This is a genomic window from Blastocatellia bacterium, assembly GCA_035275065.1.
Classification (GTDB): Bacteria; Acidobacteriota; Blastocatellia; order UBA7656; family UBA7656; genus DATENM01.
Window position 1 is genome coordinate 1 of sequence record DATENM010000163.1, and the last position, 26,637, is coordinate 26,637.

The 26,637-nt window shown below is 48.9% G+C and carries 20 protein-coding genes; all 20 read left to right on the forward strand.

Going from position 1 to position 26,637, the window contains the following annotated elements:
- Window positions 1-273: 273 nt before the first annotated feature.
- Window positions 274-1,644, forward strand: a complete 1,371-nt coding sequence (locus VJ464_30480) for a TnsD family Tn7-like transposition protein (GenBank protein HKQ09487.1) — start codon at window positions 274-276, stop codon at window positions 1,642-1,644.
- 57 nt (window positions 1,645-1,701) lie between these two features.
- Entirely contained in the window at window positions 1,702-3,648 is a 1,947-nt protein-coding gene (locus tag VJ464_30485; protein HKQ09488.1) for a TnsD family Tn7-like transposition protein, read from the forward strand.
- 454 nt (window positions 3,649-4,102) lie between these two features.
- The gene (locus VJ464_30490; GenBank protein ID HKQ09489.1) at window positions 4,103-4,282 is read left to right on the forward strand and encodes a hypothetical protein; all 180 of its coding nucleotides are present in this window, start codon (window positions 4,103-4,105) and stop codon (window positions 4,280-4,282) included.
- Window positions 4,283-4,604: 322 nt separating this feature from the next.
- Window positions 4,605-5,036, forward strand: a complete 432-nt coding sequence (locus VJ464_30495; GenBank protein ID HKQ09490.1) for a hypothetical protein — start codon at window positions 4,605-4,607, stop codon at window positions 5,034-5,036.
- An 8-nt stretch (window positions 5,037-5,044) separates the two neighbouring features.
- Window positions 5,045-5,521: a hypothetical protein gene (locus VJ464_30500; GenBank protein HKQ09491.1), complete on the forward strand. Its 477-nt coding sequence runs from the start codon at window positions 5,045-5,047 to the stop codon at window positions 5,519-5,521.
- Window positions 5,522-5,530: 9 nt separating this feature from the next.
- Complete coding sequence (locus VJ464_30505) at window positions 5,531-6,991, forward strand: caspase family protein (protein HKQ09492.1); 1,461 nt, start codon at window positions 5,531-5,533, stop codon at window positions 6,989-6,991.
- 287 nt (window positions 6,992-7,278) lie between these two features.
- A complete protein-coding gene (locus VJ464_30510) occupies window positions 7,279-7,722 on the forward strand; it encodes a hypothetical protein (protein ID HKQ09493.1) in 444 nt (147 codons plus the stop codon).
- Complete coding sequence (locus VJ464_30515; GenBank protein ID HKQ09494.1) at window positions 7,719-9,182, forward strand: helix-turn-helix domain-containing protein; 1,464 nt, start codon at window positions 7,719-7,721, stop codon at window positions 9,180-9,182. Before VJ464_30510 ends, VJ464_30515 begins: the two co-directional genes overlap by 4 nt.
- Before the next feature lie 4 nt (window positions 9,183-9,186).
- Complete coding sequence (locus VJ464_30520) at window positions 9,187-9,825, forward strand: DUF4186 family protein (protein HKQ09495.1); 639 nt, start codon at window positions 9,187-9,189, stop codon at window positions 9,823-9,825.
- 4 nt (window positions 9,826-9,829) lie between these two features.
- Complete coding sequence (locus VJ464_30525) at window positions 9,830-10,846, forward strand: hypothetical protein (GenBank protein ID HKQ09496.1); 1,017 nt, start codon at window positions 9,830-9,832, stop codon at window positions 10,844-10,846.
- Window positions 10,843-12,108, forward strand: coding sequence for a hypothetical protein (locus VJ464_30530; protein ID HKQ09497.1), 1,266 nt, complete (start codon window positions 10,843-10,845; stop codon window positions 12,106-12,108). Before VJ464_30525 ends, VJ464_30530 begins: the two co-directional genes overlap by 4 nt.
- A 4-nt stretch (window positions 12,109-12,112) precedes the next feature.
- On the forward strand, window positions 12,113-12,640 hold the full coding sequence (locus VJ464_30535; GenBank protein HKQ09498.1) for an ASCH domain-containing protein: 528 nt from the start codon (window positions 12,113-12,115) through the stop codon (window positions 12,638-12,640).
- Window positions 12,641-12,696: 56 nt separating this feature from the next.
- Window positions 12,697-14,247, forward strand: coding sequence for a Shedu anti-phage system protein SduA domain-containing protein (locus VJ464_30540; protein ID HKQ09499.1), 1,551 nt, complete (start codon window positions 12,697-12,699; stop codon window positions 14,245-14,247).
- A gap of 123 nt (window positions 14,248-14,370) precedes the next feature.
- A complete protein-coding gene (locus VJ464_30545) occupies window positions 14,371-19,287 on the forward strand; it encodes a metallophosphoesterase (GenBank protein HKQ09500.1) in 4,917 nt (1,638 codons plus the stop codon).
- 1,008 nt (window positions 19,288-20,295) lie between these two features.
- Complete coding sequence (locus VJ464_30550) at window positions 20,296-21,255, forward strand: ABC transporter substrate-binding protein (GenBank protein ID HKQ09501.1); 960 nt, start codon at window positions 20,296-20,298, stop codon at window positions 21,253-21,255.
- On the forward strand, window positions 21,239-22,030 hold the full coding sequence (locus VJ464_30555) for an ABC transporter ATP-binding protein (protein HKQ09502.1): 792 nt from the start codon (window positions 21,239-21,241) through the stop codon (window positions 22,028-22,030). Before VJ464_30550 ends, VJ464_30555 begins: the two co-directional genes overlap by 17 nt.
- 37 nt (window positions 22,031-22,067) lie before the next feature.
- Window positions 22,068-22,823 carry an ABC transporter permease gene (locus VJ464_30560; protein HKQ09503.1) on the forward strand — a complete coding sequence of 252 codons (756 nt, stop codon included), beginning with the start codon at window positions 22,068-22,070 and terminating at the stop codon, window positions 22,821-22,823.
- Entirely contained in the window at window positions 22,798-24,282 is a 1,485-nt protein-coding gene (locus tag VJ464_30565; protein ID HKQ09504.1) for a hypothetical protein, read from the forward strand. The genes VJ464_30560 and VJ464_30565 overlap by 26 nt, the downstream gene beginning before the upstream one ends.
- A complete protein-coding gene (locus VJ464_30570) occupies window positions 24,282-25,232 on the forward strand; it encodes a hypothetical protein (protein HKQ09505.1) in 951 nt (316 codons plus the stop codon). The genes VJ464_30565 and VJ464_30570 overlap by 1 nt, the downstream gene beginning before the upstream one ends.
- 23 nt (window positions 25,233-25,255) lie before the next feature.
- Window positions 25,256-26,635 (forward strand): coproporphyrinogen-III oxidase family protein, encoded by a 1,380-nt coding sequence (locus tag VJ464_30575; GenBank protein ID HKQ09506.1) that lies wholly within the window; start codon window positions 25,256-25,258, stop codon window positions 26,633-26,635.
- The last annotated feature ends 2 nt before the right edge of the window (window positions 26,636-26,637 follow it).

Consider the following 26,637-nt stretch of genomic DNA (forward strand, 5'->3'; position numbering starts at 1 on the left):
ACCAAGAAGCATGGACGACTGGCGAGAAGTATTTTTCGCTACGGATTGAATCATTTGCGGCACATCTTATGCAATCTTGCGGATCGCATCCAACAGATTGCATTTCGACAAGTTACTCAACTTTTGTCATGTACTTAGAATATTTTCTTAGAAAACAGTAATGCGCTGAGGCGTAATCGCCGGAGCCGCCAGAAGTTTATCTCTGCTGAGAGATCTATACTGTTGCCTCAGGCGCGTCCGCTTAATATTGCCAATCCTTATCACAGGAGCCTTTTGAGTATTGCAGATAACACAGCCTGGCTACTCTCCCACCCGGGAGAGCCTCTTGGCCATAATACCATTTGCAGTCGGTATCTCTATCTGCTCGCCAAGCGCGAGTTGGTCAATTACAAGGGAGGAGTGCTTATCGATGCGTTTATAGAATCCTTCCAGGCCAAGTTCCCGATGGATTTTTTGACGATGCTCAACTGCGATTTCGACTGCGATTACAAATGGGTGTTTCGACTTTTTAGGATGTCGACAAAAGCGATACAGCAACCTCAGCGACACTTACTGTTAATGAGCTACTTAGGATGCAGTGTTAAGGAATTCTTCGACCTTCCCGATGATCTGGAAATTATTAAGCGGCAGCCCGGGCTCTCCCAACTAAAAGGCATGAAGATTCTCATTAAGGATCATCCGGAACCGTTTGGCAGAGGGCCTTGGCCCTGTCTGAACCCAGTAAGCGGTCACTACAAAGAGCCTAGAGTGAATAACTGTGAAATAAAATACAGTAGGTGTCATGCTGAGGTCACAGGTATATTTCACTGCGATTGCGGATTTAGTTACTGTCGAAGAGGTCCTGACAAGCTGCCATCAGATCGCTTTAAAAGGACAAGGATTAAAAGATTTGGACCAGTATGGGATTCAAAGTTAGTAGAACTATGGGCGGATATAAATATAAGTCTTATAAAATTAGCCCGTCAGCTTGGAGTAGCTGCCTATACAGCTAAGGTGCAAGCTGCTAGGCTCAATCTTTCTTTTCCCCGGCCTACCAGAAAATCAACTGTTCTAAAACCCAGATATATTTCCCCTACGAGAAAATTCGAGGAGACACGAAATTTTTATAGAGGCGCATGGCTCTCTGCCGTAAATGAGAACCCAGAAGCGGGCCGAAAGGTTTTACACGATAAGAGTAAATCTGTCTATGCTTGGCTTCGCAAAAATGATTCAGAATGGCACGACGCTCATATGCCACCCAAACGACATAGAGAGACCAGGAATGTACAACCTCGCGTGGATTGGTCAAAGCGTGATGTTGAGTGGTCGTTGGAAGTAAGATCTGCGGCTGAAGCTATAAAGAACGCAACTGGGTGCCCTGAGAGGGTTTCGGAGACCTCAGTCAGTCGGATGCTTGATAAGGGAGATTTCTTTAGGAAAAACCGAGACAAGCTCCCCTTAACTTCTCAAACTCTTACAGAGGTCAATGAAAGCTGTGAGGCTTTTTCTATCCGTCGAATAATCTGGATGGCTAACGAGTTCCGTAAAGAAGGAATAACTCCTAAGCACAATCAACTGTTAAGACGTGCTGGTGTGCGCAGGCTCAAAGACTCATTAGATATCAAACGTGCTACTGCTGAGGTGCTGGAGTCTTTTGCCTCATAAATCCAGTTTAGACCTACTGAAGCAAGTTCAGCTTTATTGAATGACAGACAGAGCGTTATGATTGCTACGTTCCCCGATCTATATCCTGATGAGTTGCTCTATAGCGCATGCGCGAGGTATTACGCTCGCGCTCAATTCCCAGATAAACGAGCCGTGCTGAATGAGCTATTCGGAGGACATAGTGCCGCAGCAGTCATCGATTTGCCTAGCCACATTGACTCATTAGTACAAGGTTTACCGCCGAATCATCGTTGGACAGCTAACCGACTGATTGACGGACATACGTTTTTCCCTCTCTTTAGCGCCTTTCTCCCATCAGGTCGGAGTAATCAGCTTCGGATGAACATGAGAGAGTCGGGTGGACAGGTGATTCATAAACGCGCTGGCATTATGGCCAGCCGGGTTCCTTTACCCAGACGGTTCCGCTTCTGCCCGTTGTGTTCTGAAGAAGACGAAGAGCGATTCGGAGAATTTTACTTGCACCGCCTCCATCAAATCCCTGGGGTAAAAGTCTGCCCACTCCATAGAGCTTTCCTAGAAAATGCCGAGCCTCCCGCAGACTACTTCAGAAGGACATATGAATTTGTTCCTGCTGATAATTGCATACGGCTGTGTACAGCTCGGTTATTAAATACGCTGGATCCCCTACATCAGACACTTCTGAATATCGCTTGCAGCGCAGCCTGGTTATTAGAGCAACGAAAGCTAGCATCATCACTTGAAGCTTTACACAATCGGTATACTCTCCTGCTTATTGATCGGAAACTCGCTAGTTTTAGCGGCGGGGTTTATGCCACCGAATTGCTCCGGGCATTCAGAGAGCGCTATTCATCCGACTTCCTATCATCTCTCCATTGTAGGCTAGTAGAAAAGGAAGGCGAAAAGGATAATTGGCTTCTGCGTTTGGTGCGAAACAAGAAGAATGCACAACACCCGCTTCGCCATCTTTTACTAATGGATTTTCTTGAATGTACAGCCGAAGAATTTTTCAAGCTCCCAGGAGAGATCAAATTCTTCGGCGACCCACCTTGGCCCTGCCTCAACCCTGTGGCTGACCATTATCAGCAGTCTGTTGTAATAGATTGCCGTCTGAGTTTCAGGGGAAAGGACCATAGGCCCGCAGGCACTTTCAATTGCGATTGTGGCTTTATTTATACGCGCACTGGCCCTGATAACACACCTGAAGATAGATTTCGAATCAGCAAGATGAAAGCGTTTGGGCCTGTGTGGGAGAATGCCTTGAAAGAACGTTGGACGAATCCTTCATTCAGCGTTGCTGAGATCGCGCGTTTGCAGGGAGTAGACCCGCTTACAATTCATCGCTATGTTCAACGTTTAGGACTTCCTCCTGATCGTCAGAGCGGCAACGCCGCGCCCGCTGATCCGATTTCAGACTTAAAGCTCCAAGATGCTTTGACGTACAAAGAGAGAAAACGAGCTGATTTTCGCCAAATGTGGCTATCTACGATGGCTAAAGAGCCAGGAATTGAGATGAAGCGACTTCGAAAAACCTTACTGCGAATATATACCTGGTTACTTGCGAATGACCAGGAGTGGCTAAAATCTCATAGGCCTTTACCTTCAAGAAAGACTAACCATAATTCTTCGAGTATTGACTGGGTGAACAGAGATAAAGATGTCGTTAGCAAGGTAGAAACCGCGGCCCTGCAAATCAAGAATGCTCCTGAGCGCCCCCGGAGAGTGACCATATCTGCAATAGGAAAAGAAATCGGCTTGTCAGGATTGCTGAAACAAAAGCTGGATAAGCTCCCGCGCACTAGAAAAGCATTGGAGAGGGTGGCTGAAACTCTAGAGCAGTTTGCCATCCGCCGCATCTGGTGGATTGCCGAGTGCTATCAGAAGGAGGGAGTAGTTCCCCAGCGATGGCAGTTCGTGAACCGTTCTTGTGTATACAAGTATGCAAGTGTGCCAGGCATAAAGGAGACGATTGATGCAGCTCTACAGAGCTTGGAGATCAAGAGCATTCTTACCTTAGCCGGCTAAGGATGGTTGAGGTGAGATCTTTCACCATGTCGAATTATCGGGTCGAATCTGGCGAAACTAATGCAATCTCCACAATGGAGAAGACAGTTTGTGAGCACTGTGGCACTGTGTTCACAAAGAAGCGCGCGTGGGCGAGGTTCGACACAGATCGCTGCCGAAAGGCGCATCATCGCCTTACCGAGGCGAAAACCGTAATTGCAAAGAACTTAGTGACAGTAGCTGAAGCAGCGAGTCTAAAGGGCGTGAGTCATAGCACCATCCGAAAACGTGCACAGCGAGGTCAGATCAGATCTGAATTATTCCTTGGGCGAGTTATGATCTATCGATGCGATATAGTATGTGATCGTGAAGGCTCTTTCACCAACGACCCTTTTCTATCCAGTAAAGACAAGGAGGTAATAGCTTAAAGTTATCTCACCTGCCGGAGGGACTATTCTGAATAAGGAGACACATTATGGCAAATGAACCTGAGAAGCTGACGGAGAACAACGCCAAGGAGAAGAGGAAAGGAATTATTGAAAAGTACTTCATTGAAGTAAATCGAAAGTTTCTAAAGCATCCCCCAGGTGAGATTATCGATCTGGAAACATTAAAAAGTATTCTGGCGCAGATGAAGAAAGACAAAGGGATTTGAGGAAACTTTCCTCCAATAGCCAGTGGAGACAATCACTATTTAAATCGGCTGCTCACAGGCGAACGCATACCCCCTGTGGATCAAGGTGGGCTCGGTGGCCTCATACGGTCGATAGGGCCGCTACAGGTCGGGAAGATGTGAACAGTCTCTATCCCAACATAACTTCATCGCCAGGGGCAGATCACAAGTTGACAAAGGGAGGCGGGCCAACTATTGTTTTGGCCCTGCACCACCAGCGGGCAGTGACTACTACTCTTGTAATAACTTCTTTGTTGCCTTGGAACAATGGTTATGGAGTGTCATCTCCAAGGCGGAGAGGATTATGGTCAAAAAGAGTTCCCTTCTCCTGCTCCTTTTCCTTTTGCTTTGTGCGCCTTCATATTCTCAGGAAGATACAAAAGAAGAGACTGACAAGCTGACCGGCAAAACTGATAAGGTGTGGGTCTTCCAACGCTTTGAAAAGTACATGGGCAATGACAAATGTAAGAGCGGCGAATCTTGGACATTCTATTCGGATAGTCGCGTCGTCATTAAGAAATGCGTCAACAGGGAGATCAAGGCTGATGAAAAACACTGGAGCATTCACAGGGTGTCATCTCTGGATGTGGCCTTAAAGGTAGATGATGTGGAGTACCTGCTAATTTTCCCTCCTCCTAAGCCTGGGACAGCACGTCAATCGATGATCTTGCGTCAAAAGGCCCAGTCAAAGGTCTCCCCGACTAAAGACCTGATTTTTTATTATGAGGTGGATTGAAATAGGCAATGGACGAGGAAACTTATCGTAAATGGGATGTTGGCGCAAAAGTCGTCGCGCCTATTCTCACCGTCGTCGGCCTGCTGATAGGTGTTTGGCAATTCTCAAAGGAGCAGGGCGCTCAACTGGAGCGGCAGTATAAGCTGATTGCCGAAAACGACCGTTTGGAATTCAAGCGCCGTTTATGGGAGAAACAGCTTGAAGTGTACATGAAGATCAGCAACGTGGTCGGCAAAATCGCGGCGGAAGATCTGAATAAGGCCGACCTCAAGAAGGCCATCGATCAATTCTATTCACTATATTGGGGGGACATGCTTTACGTAGAGGACAAAGCCGTCGAGCGCGCCATGATCGACTTTCATGTCGAAATTCAAGATTACTTGAAAGGCAATAGCACCAGAGACAGGTTAAAGGTGCGGGCTGATCAACTGATCACCGTTTGCCGAGATTCCTCCCGAAACCAATGGTTCACACAGCCGCAATAAAGGATCATCATGCGATTTTTAGCCCTGCTCCCGCTCTTGCTATTTCCGGATCTGGCAGCGGGCTTTCCAACTCACTTTGATCCGCAGGCATACGATATTTATTATCTCGCGGTCGGCAACACCTACTATGGAACGGAAGGGGGCGGCGAAGGATTCAAAGATTTAGAAGGCGCTAACCGGAGCGCGAGGAAGGTGTCAGCATTGTTTGACCGGTCTGGGGCCGCCGCAGGGATTACGCTCGTCTCCGAGAAGGAGAGGCGCGTCACCAAAGCGGATGTACTCAAAGCTTTGAACGATTTGATTTCGAGAGTACGTCGGTTGCCTGGCCGACACCCGTTAATTATCTTCTACTTCTGTGGGCATGGAGTTTCAGAAGGGGTCGGGTGGAACCACTTTTCCATCCCCGGGAATTTTGCCGTGCCCAAGGAGCGTATCAACATTGATACGCTCGGCGACGCAGCCATTTACGCGGGTGAAGTGTCAGACATGATCGAAAGCCATAAACTCGCCGGGATGCTGTTGCTCGACGCTTGTTATGAAGGCACCCCTGTGACCCTCCTGGACACTGTAATCTCCCAACAACTGGCGAAGAACCTGACTGACGTATTCAAAGTACTGAGATACGAAAACGAGTTTCACGGGCCGACTATCGCCGTATACTCGACCGCGCCCGGCACTGTAGTGCCTACAGTCCAAGACCCAGAAGATCCCGACTCACCGTTAAGCGTAGGGCCGCTCGCCAGGCGTTTAATGATTATCTACGGGCAATCATTTAAAGGACAAGCAAGCCTGACTATTGGCGAACTACTTCGAAAGGTGTCGGCCTCCTCGTTCGACCGTGCGACCCCATCAGTAGTATCACTTTCTAAGCCTGAGCACCCTGATGCTCAGTTAATTAAGTTCCCGCTTTCGGCAACCGCCGCCGCAGAGGCGCGGGTAGGAACAGGTAGTCCACCAAAAAGAGAGGCTATTGAGGCTAAGGCTCAGACATCTTCCCGACGCCCCGCTTTGGCATTTAAGTACAATATTCTCCCCAGCACCTTCCTGTCACTCGATAGCGAGCCTAACGAATACATCGGGAACGGGCAGAAAATCAGATTAACTGGCCAAGCCGCCCATTTGACGGTGGAAGAGGATACACCTAATGAGCTTGTCTTTTCATTTAGGATGGATGATATGCCCTGGGAGATGAGTTTCATATCTCCGGTTGGTAGCCCACTAACCACTGGGACCTACTTAAAAGCTCAGCGAGCCGGCTTTCAGGATGACTCTCGGTCTGGTTTCATGGTGTCTGGTGGCGGGCGCGGATGTAGTGAAGTCGAGGCGCAGTTTACCATACTGACTGTCCAGCGGGATCAACACGGTAGGTTGATCCAATTCGATGCTGACTTTTTGCAAAGATGTGATGGCGCGGCTAGCGCTCTGCGCGGCGAGATACGATTCCGTACTACTACAGTACCTGAGAAATAGTTACTTAGCGTTGCATGAGTAGATACGCTGTGCATCACCCGAAGGACTGATGTTGAACATACAGTCTTTCCCTTTGATCTTGATGTTTCTATTTGGAATCTTTCCACATCGCTCCTGCAAGCCATCTCTGGCCCAAACCACTTCACAGCTACGGCTAGTGCCCTTATGACTCACCCTAACTCAAGAGAATGCGAGCGGACGCATTTTTTATAGACGGCCCAACCATCATTCGCGTATACAGGCCAAAATCACTTGACAAATTTTCAACACAACTTTAAAGTTGTGTTATGATACCGCCGTTCACTGATGAAGGTTTTCTTCCCGCCGGGGTGCATCAAGCATCAATTGAGGAATTTGTTGCCAGATTTTCTGGAAGTTCTTACAGGCAACTCCTTATGAAAGGTTTGTTAGCGGCATTAAGCTCTTTGAAACGAGCGGGATGTAAAACAGCCTTCATAGACGGCAGCTTTGTAACAGCAAAAGCTCTTCCTGGAGATTACGATGGTTGCTGGGATGTGGCCGAGGTTGACCCGACTCTCCTTGATCCTGTTTTGCTTGACTTCGATAACGGCCGTGCCGCACAGAAAACCAAGTATCTTGGTGAGCTCTTCCCCGCACAGATTATTGAGGGAAGTAGTGGCATTACTTTTTGGGAATTCTTCCAAAGGGACAAAAACACAGGGGCTTTGAAGGGTATTGTCGCCATCAATCTAAGGGAGCTAAGAATATGATAAAAAACGAACGACAGTACAGAATTACTAAAGCCGAGGCAGAAAGGTTTGAGCGGGCTCTAAACCAGATGGATTCCCATGCCGATCCGAGCAACAAATTACATCCTCTTCTACAGAAGGCACAAAGGGAGGCTTTACAAAGCCAGTTGGAGGATCTTCGCGCACAATTAGCTGAGTATGAGGCTCTCCGAGCTGGCGCTCGAACGGTAATCGCACGTGAATCATTCGAGGATTTACCAAGCGCTTTAATACAAGCCCGCATTGCGTCTGGCTTGAGCCAAAGGGAGCTGGCTGAACGTTTAGGTATTAAAGAGCAGCAGGTACAGCGCTACGAGGCGACTGACTACGCTGCTGCTAGTCTAGAGCGGGTCATGGAAATAATTAAAGCTCTTGGAATCAGCGTTCGAGAAGATGTTTTCCTTCCGAATGCGATGATTACCCCAGCAAGGTTTTTTAGCCGGCTACAAGAGGTTGGATTCAAACGCGATTTTGTCTTAAAGAAGATGCTTCCTCACTCGCTTGCTGCTCAACTTCAAAGCAAGATCGTTCAGGGCTTGGACAAATATGTACTTCAGGCGGCAACGATAGTGTGTAGGATTCTACGCTGCACGGTGGCAGAGTTCTTTGACGCGGCTCCACTTCAACTTAATACGTTTCCTGCCTTGGGCACCGCCCGGTTCAAGTTGCCTGCAACCGCAAGAGAGCCTCAGGTCAAAGCATATACAATATATGCACACCATATGGCCTTGTTAGCCTTACAGGCTACTGAAGGGATAGTACCAAAGCCAATTCCGACGGAGCCGGATGAAGTTCGCCAAGCTATACTTTCATCCTTCGGGGCAGTGACCTTTGAGGACATTCTAAAATACGCCTGGGGGTTGGGAGTTACCGTTCTCCCATTAAGTGATCGGGGAACGTTCCACGGCGCCTGTTGGCGAGTCCAAGGCCGAAATATTATTGTACTGAAGCAGCAAACTGCATCAGTTGCACGTTGGTCCTTCGACTTTCTTCATGAATTCCGCCACATTGGTCAAGACCCAGAAGTTGATGAGTTGTGTATAATTGAATCCAGCGAAACGTCAAAAGAAAGACGTGACTCTGAAGAGGAACAGACATGTAGTCAATTTGCCGGCGACGTTCTGTTGAATGGGCGGGCAGAGGAGTTGGTTGAAATATGTGTACAAGCATCAAAGGGTAAAGTGCCGCTATTGACAAATGTTATTCCTCGGATCGCCGCGAAAGAAAATGTCTCGGTAGGTGCGCTTGCGAATCACATGGCCTACCGTCTCTGGCAAGATGAGGTAACCAACTGGTGGGGGGCTGCTACCAATCTCCAGGAGGTAAGTACTGAACCTTGGCGAGTGGCGCGAGATATCTTTTTACAACATGCAAACTTTAGATCCCTTAATGAAGTTGACCGAAGTTTGCTACAACTAGCCTTGTCTGATCCTGAGGATTGAGGTGATGGCCGCAGATACGCAAAAGGCTAAACCAAAATCATTAAAAGGCAGAATGTCCTGCGGAGGCAGCGACTGCGACAATGGCCTACATTGCTTTAGGACAAGCAAAAAGAAAGGGAAAGAGAGTAAACCTGCGGGATCTTGTCAGGTGTGTGGTAAGGACCAATTGGTGGATTGGAAACAGGTACAGTCCCGCGACTCAAAAGACATCGAAAACACAGTTACTGCACTGAAAAATGAGTGGGTCAGGCATCAGTATTGGTGTGTTGTGAATATGAGCCCTAAGGCTATAATTCACGCGCGCAAGAAGGGGCTTCTCGGAATGCGTGAGGCAGCTGAGAATCGAATTCGGCAGTCTGTCGGCAAGGCTGAGAATTTTAGGGAGGGGTTTCAGACACCTTGGGAAGGTGATCGGGCTGTTTACTATGCCCAGCATGCCACGGCAACGTGCTGTCGTCGCTGTATCGAAAACTGGCATGGCATTGAGTTCGGACGCGATTTAACTCAACCCGAGATTTCGTACTTAGCCCAGTTAGTTATGCGCTATATTGAAGAGAAGATTGAATTAACGGAGCAAGGGGAAAAACCGTCTGAAATTCGAGAGAAGAACCCAGAGCTATTTTCAAGCGTGAAGAAGGGGTAAAGATATGGCGTTGATTAACACAGATGCTCTTTCATCACGTTATCGCGCACAATCAATTGACCTGATTAACAGACGGCTGCTAATCACCAATTTCCATAACACTGAGCAGGAACAGGACATGACAGAGCCTGCGAATTGTAGCGGTTTTGGCCGTATCAGACACTTTATCCGTGAGAAGCGACCAGGCTGGCCCTCTAACCCCCTGCCTATTGATCCAGCCTGCAAAGCACTTGCGTTGCCACCTTCAGAGATATTGCGGGCACAAGTTTTCCAGAATGCCTCTTGTAATTGGCGATGCTGGTATTGCTTCGTTCCATTCAGCCTATTGTCAGCCAACCGCAAATACTCTGACTGGTTGACACCGGAGCAAATTATAAATCTTTATCTTGAGCAGACCGATCCTCCTCCAATGATCGATCTCTCTGGAGGGCAACCTGATCTAGTTCCTGAATGGGTGCCATGGATGATGGCTGAGCTGCGCAATCGTGGGTTGGAACAGAGCATCTATCTCTGGTCAGATGACAACTTGAGTAATGACTATTTCTGGAAATTCCTTACAGATGAAGATCGTGAGCTTATCACGTCTTATAGAAACTACGGGCGAGTGTGCTGCTTTAAAGGGTTCAACTCTCAGTCGTTCTCGTTTAATACCCTTGCAGAGCCAGAGATATTCGAGCGCCAGTTCACCTTGTTTGGCAATCTGTTAGCGACAGGCATTGATCTATACGCCTATATCACCATAACCACTCCCTCTACTGAGGGGATAAATGACGATGTCCGACGCTTTATTGATCGCCTACAATTGCTAGATGAATATTTGCCTTTACGCACAGTACCATTGGAGGTTGAGATATTCACGCCAGTAGTAGCTCGCTTGGATGATATAAAAAGGGACGCATTAAAGAATCAGTGGCTGGCTTTAGACGTTTGGCAAAAAGAGTTAGAGAATCGTTTTTCTAGCGAGGACCGAGCGCGTAATATTGCTGATGTCCCATTAAAAGGGAGCCGAATACGGATATGAGCACGATGGGTTCAGCAAACCAAGATTTCGAGCATCTGGTGGATGCCTGGGTTCACAAGGCACTCCTACATGGCGCTGAAACTTTTGATCAGTTGTTAATTAAGCTCCCAGGAGTTTATCCATCTGTTGTGTTCGAGTCTCTCAAGCGTCTTGGAGTCGATAGAGAAAGTCTTTTTAGGAATCCGCCGACCGCAGAGGATCGTTGGCAGGAACAGGACCTGATCAATCCTTGCCCTAAGATCAATTTGCCAGTACCCCATCCTCTCGATTATGACTGGCGGTTCAGTAATGTAGCGATTAAGCGATTACTAAATACGTGTCTAGAGTTTACCGATTCTGGAGAAACAGTCATCCTATTGGGCACCCCTACCTTATTGCGCACTTCAATCAATGAGAATTACCCCCGAAGGGTGGCTTTATTCGATGCCAGTCAGACAATAATAAATAGCTTTTCTCGCTCAACACCCGAGGCAAGGGCTGAGCAGTGCGACCTTCTGGCTGACCCTTTACCTCAAATACAAGCGGCGGCCGTAATAGCAGATCCGCCCTGGTATGAGGAGCACCTTCACGGATTTATCTGGGCTGCAACGCAACTCTGCCGAGAAGGAGGTTATGTAATAGTTAGCATTCCTCCAGTTGGTACGAGGCCTGGCGTTGAGCAAGACAGGGTAGCCTTATTCGACTGGGCCCATGAGTTAGGCCTAACTTTATTGCGGCTGGAGCCCTCAGCCCTGCCCTATACTTCACCACCCTTTGAAGTCAACGCCCTTAGAGCAGAAGGCCTTTCTGCTGTATCTACCGAATGGCGAGCCGGGGATCTTGCCTTGTTTTCCCGCGATCGCCCTTCAGACTTGCCTCGCCCCCGATTGCCAATAGCAAGCGAAGGCCCATTTGTGGAAGAGCAGGTCGGAACGGTACGCATACGGATCAGATTGCGCCACCTGTCTGGCTTTTGCGACCCAAGTCTGATTTCGGTTGTTCTAGGTGACATTCTGCCCTCGGTCAGTAGACGTGATGAGCGCCGCAGATTAATCGATGTTTGGACCTCAGGCAATCGGGTCTTTGCTTGCCATGGGACAAATGTACTACAAAGTATTTTGCAGTCCCTCGCAAATGGTCAGCAGCCCGATGAACGAGTTGCGGCCAATTTAGTAAGGCGGCTCAGAACAGAGGAACGTCTACTTGTATCTCAGGCCGCAAAACGGATCAAGGACATGATCAGAATAGAAGAAGATGAAAATCTATCTCTCAGGGAGAGTTGAGTGAATGATGAAATGGCATTCTTTTTTTGCCTTTGACCTCATTCCAGCTGTTCAGGAAAATAACTTTTGGAGAAATTACTTAGATTGTCTCCTTTCCGACAATGCGGCACCATACTCACTTCATCTGGCTGTATTTGTCGAGCCTTTCCTCCAGTACGTTTTAGATGGTTCGAAGAAAATTGAATCCCGGTTTTCTTCTGTGCGGTGTGCGCCATATCAATCCGTTCGGAAAGACGATGTAATTCTTTTGAAAAGAGCCGGCGGGCCGGTTGTAGGGATATGCAGGGTCGCCAATGCTTGGTTTTATGAGCTTGAGCCGGGATCACTTGATGCAATCAAGCAGCAGTATGCTGACGCGTTGTGTGCTCAAGATCCATCTTTTTGGGAAGACAGGAAGAAAGCACTATTCGCTACCTTGATGCGCATACAAAATGTGCAAGCTATTCAGCCTTTAGTAATCGAGAAACGGGACCGACGAGGTTGGGTGGTGCTGCAATCCGCGTCTGAACAATTAAAGTTGCCACCGGGTTGATTATGAGTTCAATTGTTCTCGGATTTGCCAGTAGGGTAGGAAGCGGCAGGAAGGTGTTGTCGAAACGCGTGGCCCAGAGTTTGGGACTACCTTGGACAAGCTTTGGAGAATACATACGCATCCTTGCTCGCCAGCAAGGGCGCGACACATCAATAGAGGTGTTACAGGAGATTGGAGCAACTCAGGTCAGTGGCGATTGTGAAGGATTTTGTCGCGCTGTGTTGCAACAAGTTCAATGGGAGCCCGGCCAATCTCTAGTAATCGATAGCATTCGGCATACGCAAGTTGAAGAGATATTAGAGAATTTAGTAAAGCCCTCTATCATGCTCACTGTTTTCCTAGACGTGGACGATCGAATTCGCTTAACCCATTTACGTGAAGAAAATATTACAGATCCCAGTGATATTGAACGTGTAGAGTCACATTCAACCGAAGCACAAGTACGAACCGTCCTACCAAAGACAGCCGACTTGGTTGTAAAAGGAGACGGGCACAGGGAAATTCTTATCGGCAAACTCGTAGCGCTAGTGAAGGAGTTGATGGATGACAAAAACTTTCTTAATCAACCTTCCGCAGAAGAATTATCTGGAAAGATAGCAAGTCTAGCATCGGCTGAGGATGGGTCGGCTCTAACACATCTGCGAGGACTCCTCCTAGAGATTGATGGGATGAGTTGTGATAAATATGACCTGCCCCGTATGGCTTGCCGGGGCTTATTACAAAAAGGAGTAGCGGGCGTGCAGGCCCTCGTCTCTACTATACAAGAGGCACCAGGGATAATATATCCTGCAGCTATTATCGAATCACTCTGGCACGCTGCGCAGGGGCAGCATCCGCCTGCTTTTATGCTGGGGCGCATGCCTATTATGCCCCCTTTGAACCTTCCCCTCAGCCCAGAAATAGTTACTGCAGCTCGTGAAGCCTTTTACGATCTTATAACAGAGAGTCAGATTAGCGAGAGTCTGTTTGATAAACTCCTTCACTTCCTTTACCAGAATAATTCTTACATAGGTCTCAATAGCAAGGCCGGAGCTGACGCCTTTCGCCTTTCGGTATTCGAAATTTTTACGGAATCTTCCATACGAATTACCAAAAGATTGATTGATGAATTCGAAAGGCTGGTCAGTAGTGATCTTCCAGAAAAGGAGTATCAACAGTTCCTCGCAGCGAACCCAGTCTTTATCGATCCACTGGCTGACCAAATAGTAGACCAACAAAAACTCGGGCTGGAGTATAAGACCGACTTTGTTGTTCGCAGGCTTGATAATGAGTATATACTCGTTGAAATAGAGAAGCCGCAAGACAGCATATTTACTGCGAAGAATGACTTCACTGCCGAGTTTACTCACGCCTTCGGACAAGTTATAGATTTTCAAGAATGGGTTGATTCCCATAGTGAGTATGCGCGTTATCATATGCCGGGAATTTCTTCCCCTAGAGGCTTGCTAGTGATGGGAAAGAGGAAGGACTTATCACCAGAACAATCGGCTAAACTCAAGCGCTACTGTATCAATAGTCAGGCGATAACGGTTTTTACTTATGACGACCTGATAGAAAGGGCAAAGACCCTATATGAGAATATTCGTACGAAACTCAACGCGTTATAACTGTATAATGTGCCTAAGCCGACCATTGTATCGGAGTAAAATATGTGCCATTCCGGATGCAGCATAGGAATACAGAAGTTAGGCTCAATTTCTTTTCGGCGGTAAGCACAGAAGGGTAGCAGAATGGCAGATGCAGTAATTTTGGGCTTTGCAGGAAAGATAGGTAGCGGGAAGTCCACTTTATCCAGTAAAGTCGCCGAAGCGCTGGGATGGCCTTATGTTAGTTTTGGGGACTACGTGCGGTCAGTTGCTCGCCAGCGGGGCCTTGAGGAATCCAGACGAACACTACAAGAGATAGGTGAGTCTCTCATCAATGAAGGCTGTGACGAGTTTTGTAGGACAGTCCTAGGGCAAGCTGATTGGATTCCTGGACAATCGTTAATCGTCGATGGCTTACGACATGCAGAAATAGTAAATGTGTTGCGCAGGATAGTATTTCCTTCTCAGTTATACATCATCTATATAGAAGTAACTGAAGGCCTTCGCGCTTCGCGATTATCTGAGAGGAATGAGGACGCTAAGCAACCTGGACTAATAGACTCGCACTCAACCGAGGCGCAAGTCCAATCAGTACTTCCCGGAATATCAGATCTGTTTGTTGATGGAAACAAACCCTTAGACCTACTGGTTGATGAAGTACTGTCTTGGGCGTCAAAGCGAATCGAGGTTAGAACGGCTGGTTCCGGCAGGGGATATTCGAAAATGACTGGACTAACTTGGCTGCACCTTTCTGATTGGCATCAGAAGGGTAAAGATTTTGATCGAGAAGTTGTTCGCGACCTCTTAATGCGAGACATCCATGACCGCACTAAGATTTCTCCTGAATTAGAAAAAATAGACTTCATTATATTCAGTGGGGATCTCGCATATCACGGGAAATCAATAGAATACACGGCAGCCATAGAGCATTTGTTTGCTCCCCTTTTAGAGGCAACGGGATTAGGAGATGCTGGCCGGGAGCGTTTATTCATTGTTCCCGGAAATCACGACGTAGATCGTGATGCTTTGGAAATCCTATCAGAAAAACTCTTGGACAAGCTGAGTAATTCTGAAGCAGTAGCCCACTGGTTAACAGATGATCGTAAGCGCCGGGCGTTACTAGAGCCTCTGACTGACTATAGAAACTTTGCAGCTGAATACCTTGGCGGTTATCAAGACTTTAAAGATTATGATTTAGCTTACTGGTATCTAAGGCGATTGACCGTTGAAAACAAGGTGGTCTCTATATTGTGCTTAAATTCTGCATGGCTCACAGGGCATAATAAGGATAGTAAAGGCAGGGTTAATGATCGTGGGTACCTGATCCTCGGCGAACCGCAGATCCATAGGGCTCTCGAACAGTCTGCCAATGCTGATGTTCGTATTGTCGTCTTACACCACCCGTTCGAATGGCTGAATGAGTTCGACCGTCTTCGCGTAGAAGATAGATTGACTAAAGAGTGTCACTTCATATTGTGCGGTCACCAGCATTTTCCCCAAATAAAGATAGTTCACGGCCCGAATAGCAACTATGTTCATATTCCCGCAGGAGCAAGCTATGACCGCCGCGTACCCGACGACCCGCGCTATACCAATTCGTATAATTTTGTCCATCTAGATTTTGATAGCGGACAGGGGACAATATTTTTAAGGCGGTGGAGCGATCAACGGACTGAATGGGTGAGTGATCAAGACTCCGCGAAAGATGGCCGCTACTCCTTTACATTGCCGAAGAGGCTTGGAAAAAAAGAGGAGCAAGGGAAGAACAAGCTTGTTTCCCCCTCCAAGCACATGCCATTACAAGCCCAACGGACCAAGCCTTTCGAACAATTTCAAACAGACGTGCATGAGTGGCTGAAAGTGTGTGGCCATCAGGTGGAGTCATATATTGATGCGGAGGCAGGATCGTTTCAGTTTATTCTCAACGAGCCCATCACTGGCGGATATGATCGCGTACTTGTATATGGTATCCAAGGTGAAGCTACTGTCGCCGATGCCCAAAAACTAAGACTGGCTGTGGAGAAGCAAGGGACTCACAGGGGCTGGTTACTTTCAATGCGCCATATAACTCCGGCTGCCCGCCAATCAATCAAAGGGGATGCTCGACTGCAATGTTACACATTTGACGAACTTGTTGATCAGAACGCAAATTTCGACAAATACTTCACTTGGATGGAGGCCGAAGTTCAGCGCAAGCAGGTTTCTAGATATTATATAGATTTGGGTTGTACTAAGGATGATATAGATCCAGCAACTGGTGAGAGACTTGGAATAAGCGATTATGACCGCATTGATGATTACATTGATCAGTGGTTAGAAGATCCATCTGCAGAGCACATTTCGGTATTAGGTGAGTTTGGGACAGGAAAAACTTGGTTCTGTCTGCAATATGCTTACCGGGCTTTGCATGCCTATAAGTCGGCTCGAGAAAGTGGACGGCAGCGTCCCCGAATTCCAATTCTTGTACAATTACGAGATTTTACTAGTGCACAAAAGATAGAAACTCTCTTCTCGGATTTTTTCTTCCGGAAGTTTGAAATTGGCTTGCCGGGCTATAGTGCGTATCAACAACTTAATCGCATGGGTAAGTTGTTGCTTATCTTCGATGGCTTTGACGAGATGGCAGACCGCACTAATAGGCAGAAACAGATTGATCATTTTTGGCAGCTAGCTCGTGCGATTGGTCCGGGAGCTAAGGCTATACTTACCTGTCGTGCTGAGCATTTCGAATTTGCCAAAGCTGCGACCAAGACACTTGGAGGGGAGGATACTCCGACCGATAGCCCAGTGACCGTTGCTGTACTGGAGCCCCCTAAGTTCCAAATAATACATCTGAAAAAGTTGACTCCTGCCCAAATTACAAAGCTACTAATAAAACGAGAGGGAGAGATGGTTGGAGGTCAGCTGGCAGAACGAATACTTTCAAATTCCTCTCTAGCGGATCTTGCTCAACGTGCAGGTTTGATAGAGTTCATAATTGCAGCTCTTCCTTCGCTGGATGAGAAGAGTCAGATAGACCTGTCGCGGGTCTTTCTTTATGCCACTAAAGAGCTATTGCTCAAGAACATTCGCGAGAAGCGTTCTTTCACGTCTATGGCTGATAAGGTCTATTTTTTGTGCGAATTAGCTTGGCAGATGTTATCAACTGGTGAATTGAAGATTAACTATTCACAGTTTCCTAATCACTTGCGTCAATACCGGCCTGAATTGAAGGATAGAGAAATAGATCATTGGAAATTTGACTTAATAGGTCAATCACTCTTGGTGCGTGATGAGGATGGGAATTATTCCTTCTCACATAAATCCCTCCCGGAATTCTTCGTAGCTTATAAATTCGCTGCTGAATTAGGTCTTTTTGCCCCTATGTCTGAGTGGATAACCGCATACTTCCCTCAAAGCAATGATTCCAATAAATTGCCGATTCGATACTGGCATGACTTTTTTCTTTGCCCGAATGAAAAACAGATATGTAAAGAGCAGATGATAGAGATTGAGGGCCTACCTCGATGTATGACTTCAGGAGGGACTTGTATGGCTTTGTTCGCTGGCGAGTCGTTAGAAGTATTAAGAAAGACATTCGGCAGACAGATCTTGACTCCTGAGGTATTCGATTTCCTGGAACCAATGATAGAACAGCAAGAAAGATTATGGGAACTAATCGACTCAACGAGAGGAAAAACATTTCATCAGGTAGGGTACTGCGGAGGGAATGGGGCAACCTTGCTGAACCGCTTGCGCCAAGAATTTAAAGGGCGCAATTTGAGAGAAGTGGTCATCTCAGGTGCTGATCTCAGTGCGAGCGATCTCACAAAGATGGACTTGAGGGGATCAGATCTAAGTCGCTGTATATTAACGCATACGATCTTGGACGAGGCAGATTTAAGGGGCGCAGATCTAACCAAAATAACCTTTTATGCTCCCCGTCCATCTATCTCTTTGGCTTGGATTTCGGACAGCCCAGTTCTAGCGACTGTGGGATCTGACGGCGTTATCCATCTATGGTCTACTAGTCATTGGGGGGCTGTGAAGAGCATTCCCTCTCCTACATCTAAGAAATCAGATTCTGTATGCTGGGATCCTATGAGTCAAAGACTTTATATGAGTTATGAAGGGGGAATTGGTTGGGTTGAATTAGCTAAAAGTAATGAGTTTCATGAGCGAGCGCTTGAAGGTCGTACGACAGCCATTGCGATTGCCCCTAACAGAGGGCTCTTGGCCCTAAAGAATTCACTAGCATATGAGGTTAATAAATATGCCAATTATCCTGGCTTTACTAAACGGGTGAGGGAGAAAAGAGTGATTCTTTATGATATTCAACGAGCCTATGGCTTTCCTATTATCACCCTAACGGGAGATTTTACTTACCCCACTGTACTCAGGTTTTATCCAGAAGGAGATTTACTAGTTGTAGGTAAGTATAATGGGAGTGTGCAAGTTTTTGACTCACGAGGGAGAAGAATTGCTTCTCGCCGGATCTTTAAAACAGCCATAACTGCCCTAGCCATATACCCGAATGGGGTTGTCATTTGTGGGAGTAATCAAGGTGAAATAAAGTTCTTTAACTACTACAAGGGATCGAGACTGTCTCCAGAGAAGTTATCGTCGGAAAGCTGTGAGGGATTGATGGCGGCTGAGGCGAACCCCGAGGCAGTTATTGATACTGCAGCATTCAACGCTAATTTTAAATCGCTAGAAAAAATCTTGCAGATTGAAATCAATCCTATGACGGGAGACTTCGCAATGCTTGATGCCTTAGGAAAGTTAGAAATTTGGAGTCCTGGTGGAAAAAGAATTCTAGAATTGAATGCTGAAGCCAATAAGTGGACTTCCATGTCTTTTAGTCCAGCAGGAGACCTGCTCGCCTTAGCTAGTAATCCGTTGATATCTATTTTGGACGTGAAACCCACTAGCTCCACATTTGGGAAATGCTTACATCATTTAGGGCAACCGGTAAGTTGCGAGGGGATGCTTATATCCGGAGCCAAAGGTCTAGAGGCTCCCGCGCCAAGTGGAAAAGGAACGCTTGAACATTGGTTGAAAAAGCGAGGCGCCTTGGGCTAGTTAGCGGGCTTGAGCGTGCATTGCTAGAGCCAGCGATGATAGTCTTAGATTCCCTCACTGTCTTGAAATGAGGAGGCCCATTGATCCAGCCCCGAACGGACGTGCAATTGAGCCGCACCCAAAATCGGAGCCAACTAGAAGGTTAAAAATGCCGCCTCTGAGCCGCACCCGAAATCAGGCTGTACTTCCTAGCGAACTCCTCTCAGGGCCGGGGCTGCGGCACCATCTAGAGTTCGCGCGGCGCAGGCACAAGCAACCGAACTGCTAATTCAAGAAGCCTGCATTAGATAAATGATTATTAGCAAAGCCACAATACTACCGATGCTAGTAATGGGATGCACCTCATACTCTTGGCAAGTATGGCAATAGGTACTGATGATTGAGATATGATTGTCGCATTTCGTACATCTCATACTTTCATCCTCCAATCCGGAGTCAGTCTCGCGCGATGAGACCGCCCAACCATTAGCTTGTTTGAGGAGCCCGCCCTAGAAGCGGCCCTTTGTAGGCAGGCTTTGATATTAGAGAAAGAAGCTGCCCTGCAAATCAGGTCGCAGGATCGTCTTAAACATGTTGCAGCTGGGTGCTCCAGTTCCTTCTTCGCAAGTGGACGAACCGCAGTGGATTATTTGAGAAGGGGAGATCTTTTGATCCACTTTCACATTCTGCCCTCCCAATCAACCTGCTGCCTCTCCTACCTTGCGCCTAGGCTCTTTGTAATAGACGAAGCTGAAAAGTTCGGGATACAGAACAGGCGATTATGTTGTCAAAGAACGCCACTGGACTGCGATGATATGCGAGGGCATCTCGACGGGCAAGAGATAAAGGACTTTGCTTCAGCCATTTAGCGTTGGGGCGACGTAGACCGACGTTTATTCGTCGGGCACCAGCAACGCCAAAAGAACTGCCAACGAATGGGCAACGAAAAAAAAGATGACGAGAAGGATCAAGATGCTACTATCCAGGAGATATCTTTCGTTCTAATTCAGCGAGCTGGAGTGTAAGGGTATGAGAAGACAGGTACTGTTAATCTCACTTCTGGTTTTTTCTCTATTATTCGTCGGGATCATCTCCTGCACTAATCGCGGCAATTCGTCCTCTACAGAACTGCGCATCGGTTATATCCCGATTATCGACACCCTGCCTCTATACGTTGCTGTTGAAAAGGGCTACTTTGCCGAGCAAGGCTTAAAGGTGTCCGTCACGCCAATGAATGGGGGGCCCATGATTCTGGAGGCACTGGGGAGCGGCAACCTGGAGATTGGCTTCTCGAATGTTGTCACCCTCTTGGTTGCTCGCTCCAAAGGCTTACAGTTTCAAACAGTCGGGGCGGCCGTCTATGAAACCGACGCTAGTCGTGCCCATGCGTTACTGGTGAGGGATAATTCTCCGATCAACTCGCCAGCCGATCTTAATGGTAAGCGTATCGCAATAAATGCCCAGCACAACATAGACCAGTTTGTAATGAACCGGTACTTAGAGATGAATGGCCTGCCTTATAATGCGGTCAGCTATTACGAGGTCCCTCATGCGCAGATGGAAGCCCTGCTGGCAAAAGGGGAGGTGGATGCGACAATTTCTGTTGAACCTTACCTAACCAGTGCCTTGACCGGCAAAGGGATTAAGCTTTTGGATTATGAATATACTAAGGTATTTCCAACCCTGCTGGTCGCATCTTACATAGCCCCTCAAGAGTGGCTGCAGAAGCATGGGAAGGAGATTCAGGGCTTTCAAGAGGCCATGCGCAAGGCAAGAGAGTTTGTTGCGCAGCATGAGTCAGAGGCGCGCTCCCTTCTGCCCAAATATACCCGTATTGATGAAGGCACTGCGGCCAAGGTGCGCCTGCCTGTGTTCAAGGACGAGGTCAGCTCTGACCAGTTACAGATGATTAATGCGGAATTGCTCCACCAGAAACTCATTGACCACGCGTCCGCCGTGGAAGGGGCCTTGTATGGTGGCGACAAATAGTAAACCGGTCATAGAAATTGCGGGCCTGTCGAAATCGTTCAATGGGGGAAGGCCGGTCATTAGCAATCTATCGCTTCGCATAGATGAGGGGGAATTTGTCGTCATTACGGGCCCGTCAGGAATTGGGAAGTCCCTCTTGTTGAGGATTGTGTGCGGGCTGGAGAAACCTACGGAAGGGGTGGTACGTTTAGACGGCCAACCGGTTACTTCGCCGCCCCTCGATTTTGCGATCGTCTTCCAGGACTATCGGAACTCACTCTTGCTTTGGAAGACAGCCCTAGAGAACGTAATGTTGGCGCTGACGGGTTCCAGTAGCCAAAGGGTCAGGTCGGCAGAAAAGAGGGAGACCGCCAGACATTATCTGCATGAGGTGGGGCTTGAGGAGTATGGAGATTATTACCCCTACCAGCTTTCGGGAGGGCAGCAGCAGCGAATTTGTTTTGCGCGAGCGCTTGCCCCGAACCCCCGTTTTCTACTCTTAGATGAGCCCTTCGGATCGGTCGACCATCTCACGAAACTTGAGCTCGAAGACCTGCTGCTCAGCCTTTACTGCAAGCATGGCTTCACCTGTTTGATGACCACGCACGATCTTGACGAGGCGGCATATCTTGCCTCCCGTGTGATCGTCTTCTCGCGGCCTTCTTTCGGTGTGCGAGCGGAAATCAAGAACAATCTACCCTACCCGCGCTCGCAGGACAGGACCCGCTTCGACCCGGAATTTGATTGGGCGCGAGCCCGCTTGTACCACCTGTTTACTGGCCGCCGGGATGATTAAGGATACGATAATGAGGAAGTCGCTCATAAGAGGCAGAATGATGGGCCTCATCAGCGTGCTCGTTCTCCTGCTATTGCTCGAGCTCGTCGGCCGGACAGGGCTTCTCTTCGATCCCAAGTACCTGCCTTTACCTTCCACTATTTTATCAACGGCGTTCCGGTGGGATGTAGTGCAGGAACTCGGCTCAAATTTGGGGGTGAGTTTAACCAGGTCGGCTGCAGGGTTCATCCTGACTAGCTTTATCGCGCTGCCTCTTGGGGTCGCCATGGCGCGCTCCGCCCTGTTTTTCAACCTTGTAGAGCCGTTAGTCGAAATGATCAGACCCATGCCGGGGGCGGCCATCATTCCGGCAGCGTTGGTGCTCTTCGGGTTAGGAGAGCCGGCCAAGCTGATTGTGATCGTCATCGGCTCTTTCGGTCCTCTACTTGTAGCCACCTATGACAGCATTCGACGTGTCGACCCTATCCTCCTCGATACCGCCCGTATGTTACACCTGTCACCGTCCCAAAGCCTGACTCATATCATACTGCCGGCCGCTTCCCCCGAGATCCTCTCGGGCGCCCGTACGACGCTTGCTTATGCTTATATTCTTACAGTCACCGTGGAAATGATCTTCGGCACTGACGGGCTGGGCCACTTCTTAATCGACATGCAGCGGTCAATTAATTATCCGGAGATGTACTTGGGCATCTTCGCGTCGGCGATGGCTGGCTACCTGCTTTATCGGCTCTTCCTGCTTTGGGAAAGGGCATTTCTGCGATGGCACTATGAATACACTCGCGCAGGACGGTAGTCCAACTCTGTTAGAACATCTCAGGGCGTTAGACCCGGAGGACGAGGGCCTCGGCCGTTGTCTATCAGCCCACTGCGTCGGCGAGAATTCCACAATCTACCGGTTTCACCGAAATGAACTTTCCACGGCCGAAGTAATCCACCGGGTCGTTTCCGCTGTCTTGGGGGATTACTGGTTCTGGGCGTTTCCTTTGCGGTTTATCCCTGAGGATCGAGCCTTTACCGTGCCAGAGGCGCTTTCCGGCGACCCGATCAATTTCGTCGTCCTAAACGACAGTGAGAAGGTCCATTCCGCAGGGGTGGAGAAAGCGCGCGCGAGCCAGTCGCAATGGCGTTATGAATTCTTGCATAGAGACTACGCCAAGCTTCTGGAGTGGTGTGTCCTCGTGGATGGTAACAGAGAGTTTGCCGACGAGACGATGGTGTTGGACATCAAGTATAAAAACTATAACAAGCAGTACAAGTTCTTGTGGCTCTTAGACATGGAGAAAGCAGAAATCTCCCTGAGGGACTATTGTCGCAGGCAGGGGCTAAAGCTCAGCCAGGATGTTTCCTACCTCGGCGTACGTTTCCCGGCTGGCCCGGCCGACCGCCAGCAATATCAGGTCGTCTTTTTTGCCAATTATGAAGGTGACGAGTTACAAAGCGTAATATCGTTCCGCCTGTTTAAAGAGACGGCAAGGATCAGCGACTACGACGTCAATTCAATTCGTAGATACATCATAGATCTGGTTTCAGTGCTTCTGCCTGTGTGGCAGTCTATCCCCGGCCGGAGGAAGAGCGAGGCGGAAGTCAAAGAGATGATGAGGAGCATCTACGACCGGTACCTGACGGAAGACCATGAACTCTTCAACCATCTGAGCGCTGCCGCTCTCTTCTACCAGCAGTTCCCGGAAGACGAAGATGCGCGCCGGCTTGAAAGGCGCTGCCAAGAACATAGGGCCAGACTTTATCAGAGGATTACCGGCGAGGTCAGTACGTTGGACCCCAAACCGGACGGGATCTACACAAAAGAACAGATTGAGCGGGAGATTCGCAGTATTGCCGAGGAGCAGTATTATGTCAGTAAGAAATCCGGGCCCTTCGAGAGCTGCTTCAACATCTACATAAAACTTGAATCTATCGCGTTGAGCCAGGACGAGTTCAGCGCGCTCCAAACGGTTTGGACTGAGATGTTATGCAATGCCTTCAAACACTCGCCGCGGGTGATTCCTGCGGACAACATGATCACTCTGAAACTGGAATTGGCAGAAGGCTTCCTTATCATGTATGTTAGCAATCCGGTGACGGCCAGGAAGCGACGGGCCGGAACTGGCCGGGGCATCTCAAGCGTCTACAATAGACTGTCTAGAGTTTTCACGGAAGGAAAGCGGACGCCCCCCGCAGAACACAAGATGGCCGATGGCAAACGGAACTGGCTCTGGACCATTAGTGTTAAGCCGGGAAAGGAGAGGATGTAATGTTCCCATACGTTTTTGCGTTCATTGAGAACGAAGAAGAGAAGGCTTTCCACGTCAAGAAACTGCTCGCCGACATCTGTGAGGTCAGACCCTACATCTATCCGGCCGACGAGCAGGATATCGAGGCGGCTCTGACCATGGAGGCACCCCCATTCGCCATGCTCGGCCTGGACTTCAGCCTAGATGGCGGCTCCAGCCCCGGTAAGTTGACCAGTCTTAGGTATCTGCATAGGTTCCGCGAGCGATTCCCCTCGCTCGACATTATTATGATCAGCAGTTTCCTGAAGCGCACGAACATTGCAGGACTGATCGATGATTTAAGAAAGCTGCAACCCGATGCACCGCGCATCCGTCCGATCCCCCAGTCCTATTGGGTCGAACGGGAGAAAGACGAGGCCACCTTCAGGGAGAACCTCACGCGGTTGGTGATATCACTTTTTGAGGGGGTCGCCAGCCGCGAGAACCTCTTCTACGATTGCGCAATACTCATAGAGAAAGAAGTCAAAGGGGGCACAGGTGCCATACTTGCGATCGGCGAAAGGCACACCAGAAGGTGCGTTCATATCGAACTGGCACCGAAAGAGTACGGCCTTTTCCAAGCCGTCACGGCCGACCACGCAAGACAGGGCAATCAGGAGAAATTTAGTGCGCAAGAATTTACGCCCTTCTTTGACAAAGGCCCTACCAAGCTTACCAAGCCCGAAGACCGACCACGTGAGGTCTTCTATAGCATTAATGCGAAGCTCGCCGATAAGGTCGAAGACCTAATTATCAAGATAAACCTTGCCGGCGAAATTCCGCCCCAGTGGATGCTTAACGTCAAGAATGGGCCGGAGAAGTATCAATTGATTCCTAAGGAAGGCAAGGATCAGCGATGGCTGAATGCGTGCGTGCTCTCTCGGGATGAGTTTGCGAATTTATACGGCTCCGGGGCGGTTTTCCGTACGTAAGAGAGTGAGCAAGGAGTACGTTAATGATTAGTATTGATGTGGACAAACGTTCGGCACCGTTTATTGTCGAGTATCCGTCTTTCGACAGGATGCGCCTGCTAGATGGCCGCGAGGGCATCGAAGCCAGCATCGCTAGGCTGGAAGGCTCTATTAGTTTATACCTGCACATACCCTTTTGCCGGCACCGGTGCGACTTCTGTTATTACAGGGTGTTAACGAACTCGTCACAGGAGTTGCGCAGACTCTACTTGAGGTCCTTGCTGCGGGAGATTTCCTTCTATGGCCGGCTCGTGCCGGGTAGGGCAGTTGAAGTAGCAACCATTTACTGGGGAGGCGGGACCCCCAGCTACCTTTCTGCCGAAGAGATGGCGCAGATTCATAACGCCGTCCAAAAGAACTTCAGGATCGCACCGAAGGTGGAGTTCACTGTCGAAGTCGAGCCCGGTACAGCCACGCCGGAAAAGCTACAGGTGTTGAATGAGATAGGAGCGAACCGTCTAAGCATCGGGGCGCAACACTTTAACGATCTCATTCTAAAAGCTAATGGGCGCCCGCACCGCGCAGCGGCGACGTACCGCTGCGTCGAGTTAGCACGCGCAAGCGGCTTCTGGAACGTTAATATCGACCTGATTTCCGGCCTGCTCGGCGACTCGCCGGCATTGTGGCCTGACCTCATGTCCGCGGTCTTGGCGCTACAGCCGGAGTCGGTGTCTATCTACCGGCTCCAGGTGCTGCCCAATACCATTCTTGCGCAAACCGGCGAGTTGCCTTTCGAAAACGCCGTGCTCGCCCCTACCGTCGAAACCGAGATTGCTGACTTCGCCTACCAAACCCTGGAAGGACAGGGTTACTTACCCGATACGAGTTTTAGCTTTACGAAGGGTACTGCATTTGCTCACAGGCATCGGCGTTTCGCCTGGACCGACACGCCGATGCTCGGACTCGGCGTGTCGGCGTATTCGACGCTTCCGGGCTTGATGTTCCAGAACAGCAGAAGTTTTGAGAATTACTTGGCCGACACGGCGCAGGGCCGGTGGGCCGTTAAGCGGGCGCACTTATTAAGCGCTGAGGAGGCTGCTATCCGCACTTTTGTATTGGGCGTGAAATTGGGTCGGGTCCGTTTCGCGGAGTTAGCCCCTTCATTATTAGATTCCGCGATAGCAGCGGCCCGAGATTTGGCAGACTGGGAACTGGCCACGGCGACCGACATCGGGTTTGATCTCAGCCGGCGCGGTCGTATACTGGCGGACGACATTATAGCGTGGTATTTAAGACAGGCAGGCTTGACGCGCGCTCAAGGCGACCTGAGTGTAGGACCCCGCGCTGCCGACGGACACCGGGCGGTCTCATCTCAACCATCCCCCAGCGGGAAGCTTGTATCATTGCTCAGGAGGGCAAAATAGGA

Coding starts and splice junctions, on each gene's coding strand:
- VJ464_30485 (HKQ09488.1), top strand. CDS start 1,702: ATGATTGCTACGTTCCCCGATCTATATCCTGATGAGTTGCTCTATAGC.
- VJ464_30490 (HKQ09489.1), top strand. CDS start 4,103: ATGGCAAATGAACCTGAGAAGCTGACGGAGAACAACGCCAAGGAGAAG.
- VJ464_30495 (HKQ09490.1), top strand. CDS start 4,605: ATGGTCAAAAAGAGTTCCCTTCTCCTGCTCCTTTTCCTTTTGCTTTGT.
- VJ464_30500 (HKQ09491.1), top strand. CDS start 5,045: ATGGACGAGGAAACTTATCGTAAATGGGATGTTGGCGCAAAAGTCGTC.
- VJ464_30505 (HKQ09492.1), top strand. CDS start 5,531: ATGCGATTTTTAGCCCTGCTCCCGCTCTTGCTATTTCCGGATCTGGCA.
- VJ464_30510 (HKQ09493.1), top strand. CDS start 7,279: ATGATACCGCCGTTCACTGATGAAGGTTTTCTTCCCGCCGGGGTGCAT.
- VJ464_30515 (HKQ09494.1), top strand. CDS start 7,719: ATGATAAAAAACGAACGACAGTACAGAATTACTAAAGCCGAGGCAGAA.
- VJ464_30520 (HKQ09495.1), top strand. CDS start 9,187: ATGGCCGCAGATACGCAAAAGGCTAAACCAAAATCATTAAAAGGCAGA.
- VJ464_30525 (HKQ09496.1), top strand. CDS start 9,830: ATGGCGTTGATTAACACAGATGCTCTTTCATCACGTTATCGCGCACAA.
- VJ464_30530 (HKQ09497.1), top strand. CDS start 10,843: ATGAGCACGATGGGTTCAGCAAACCAAGATTTCGAGCATCTGGTGGAT.
- VJ464_30535 (HKQ09498.1), top strand. CDS start 12,113: ATGATGAAATGGCATTCTTTTTTTGCCTTTGACCTCATTCCAGCTGTT.
- VJ464_30545 (HKQ09500.1), top strand. CDS start 14,371: ATGGCAGATGCAGTAATTTTGGGCTTTGCAGGAAAGATAGGTAGCGGG.
- VJ464_30550 (HKQ09501.1), top strand. CDS start 20,296: ATGAGAAGACAGGTACTGTTAATCTCACTTCTGGTTTTTTCTCTATTA.
- VJ464_30555 (HKQ09502.1), top strand. CDS start 21,239: ATGGTGGCGACAAATAGTAAACCGGTCATAGAAATTGCGGGCCTGTCG.
- VJ464_30560 (HKQ09503.1), top strand. CDS start 22,068: ATGATGGGCCTCATCAGCGTGCTCGTTCTCCTGCTATTGCTCGAGCTC.
- VJ464_30565 (HKQ09504.1), top strand. CDS start 22,798: ATGAATACACTCGCGCAGGACGGTAGTCCAACTCTGTTAGAACATCTC.
- VJ464_30570 (HKQ09505.1), top strand. CDS start 24,282: ATGTTCCCATACGTTTTTGCGTTCATTGAGAACGAAGAAGAGAAGGCT.
- VJ464_30575 (HKQ09506.1), top strand. CDS start 25,256: ATGATTAGTATTGATGTGGACAAACGTTCGGCACCGTTTATTGTCGAG.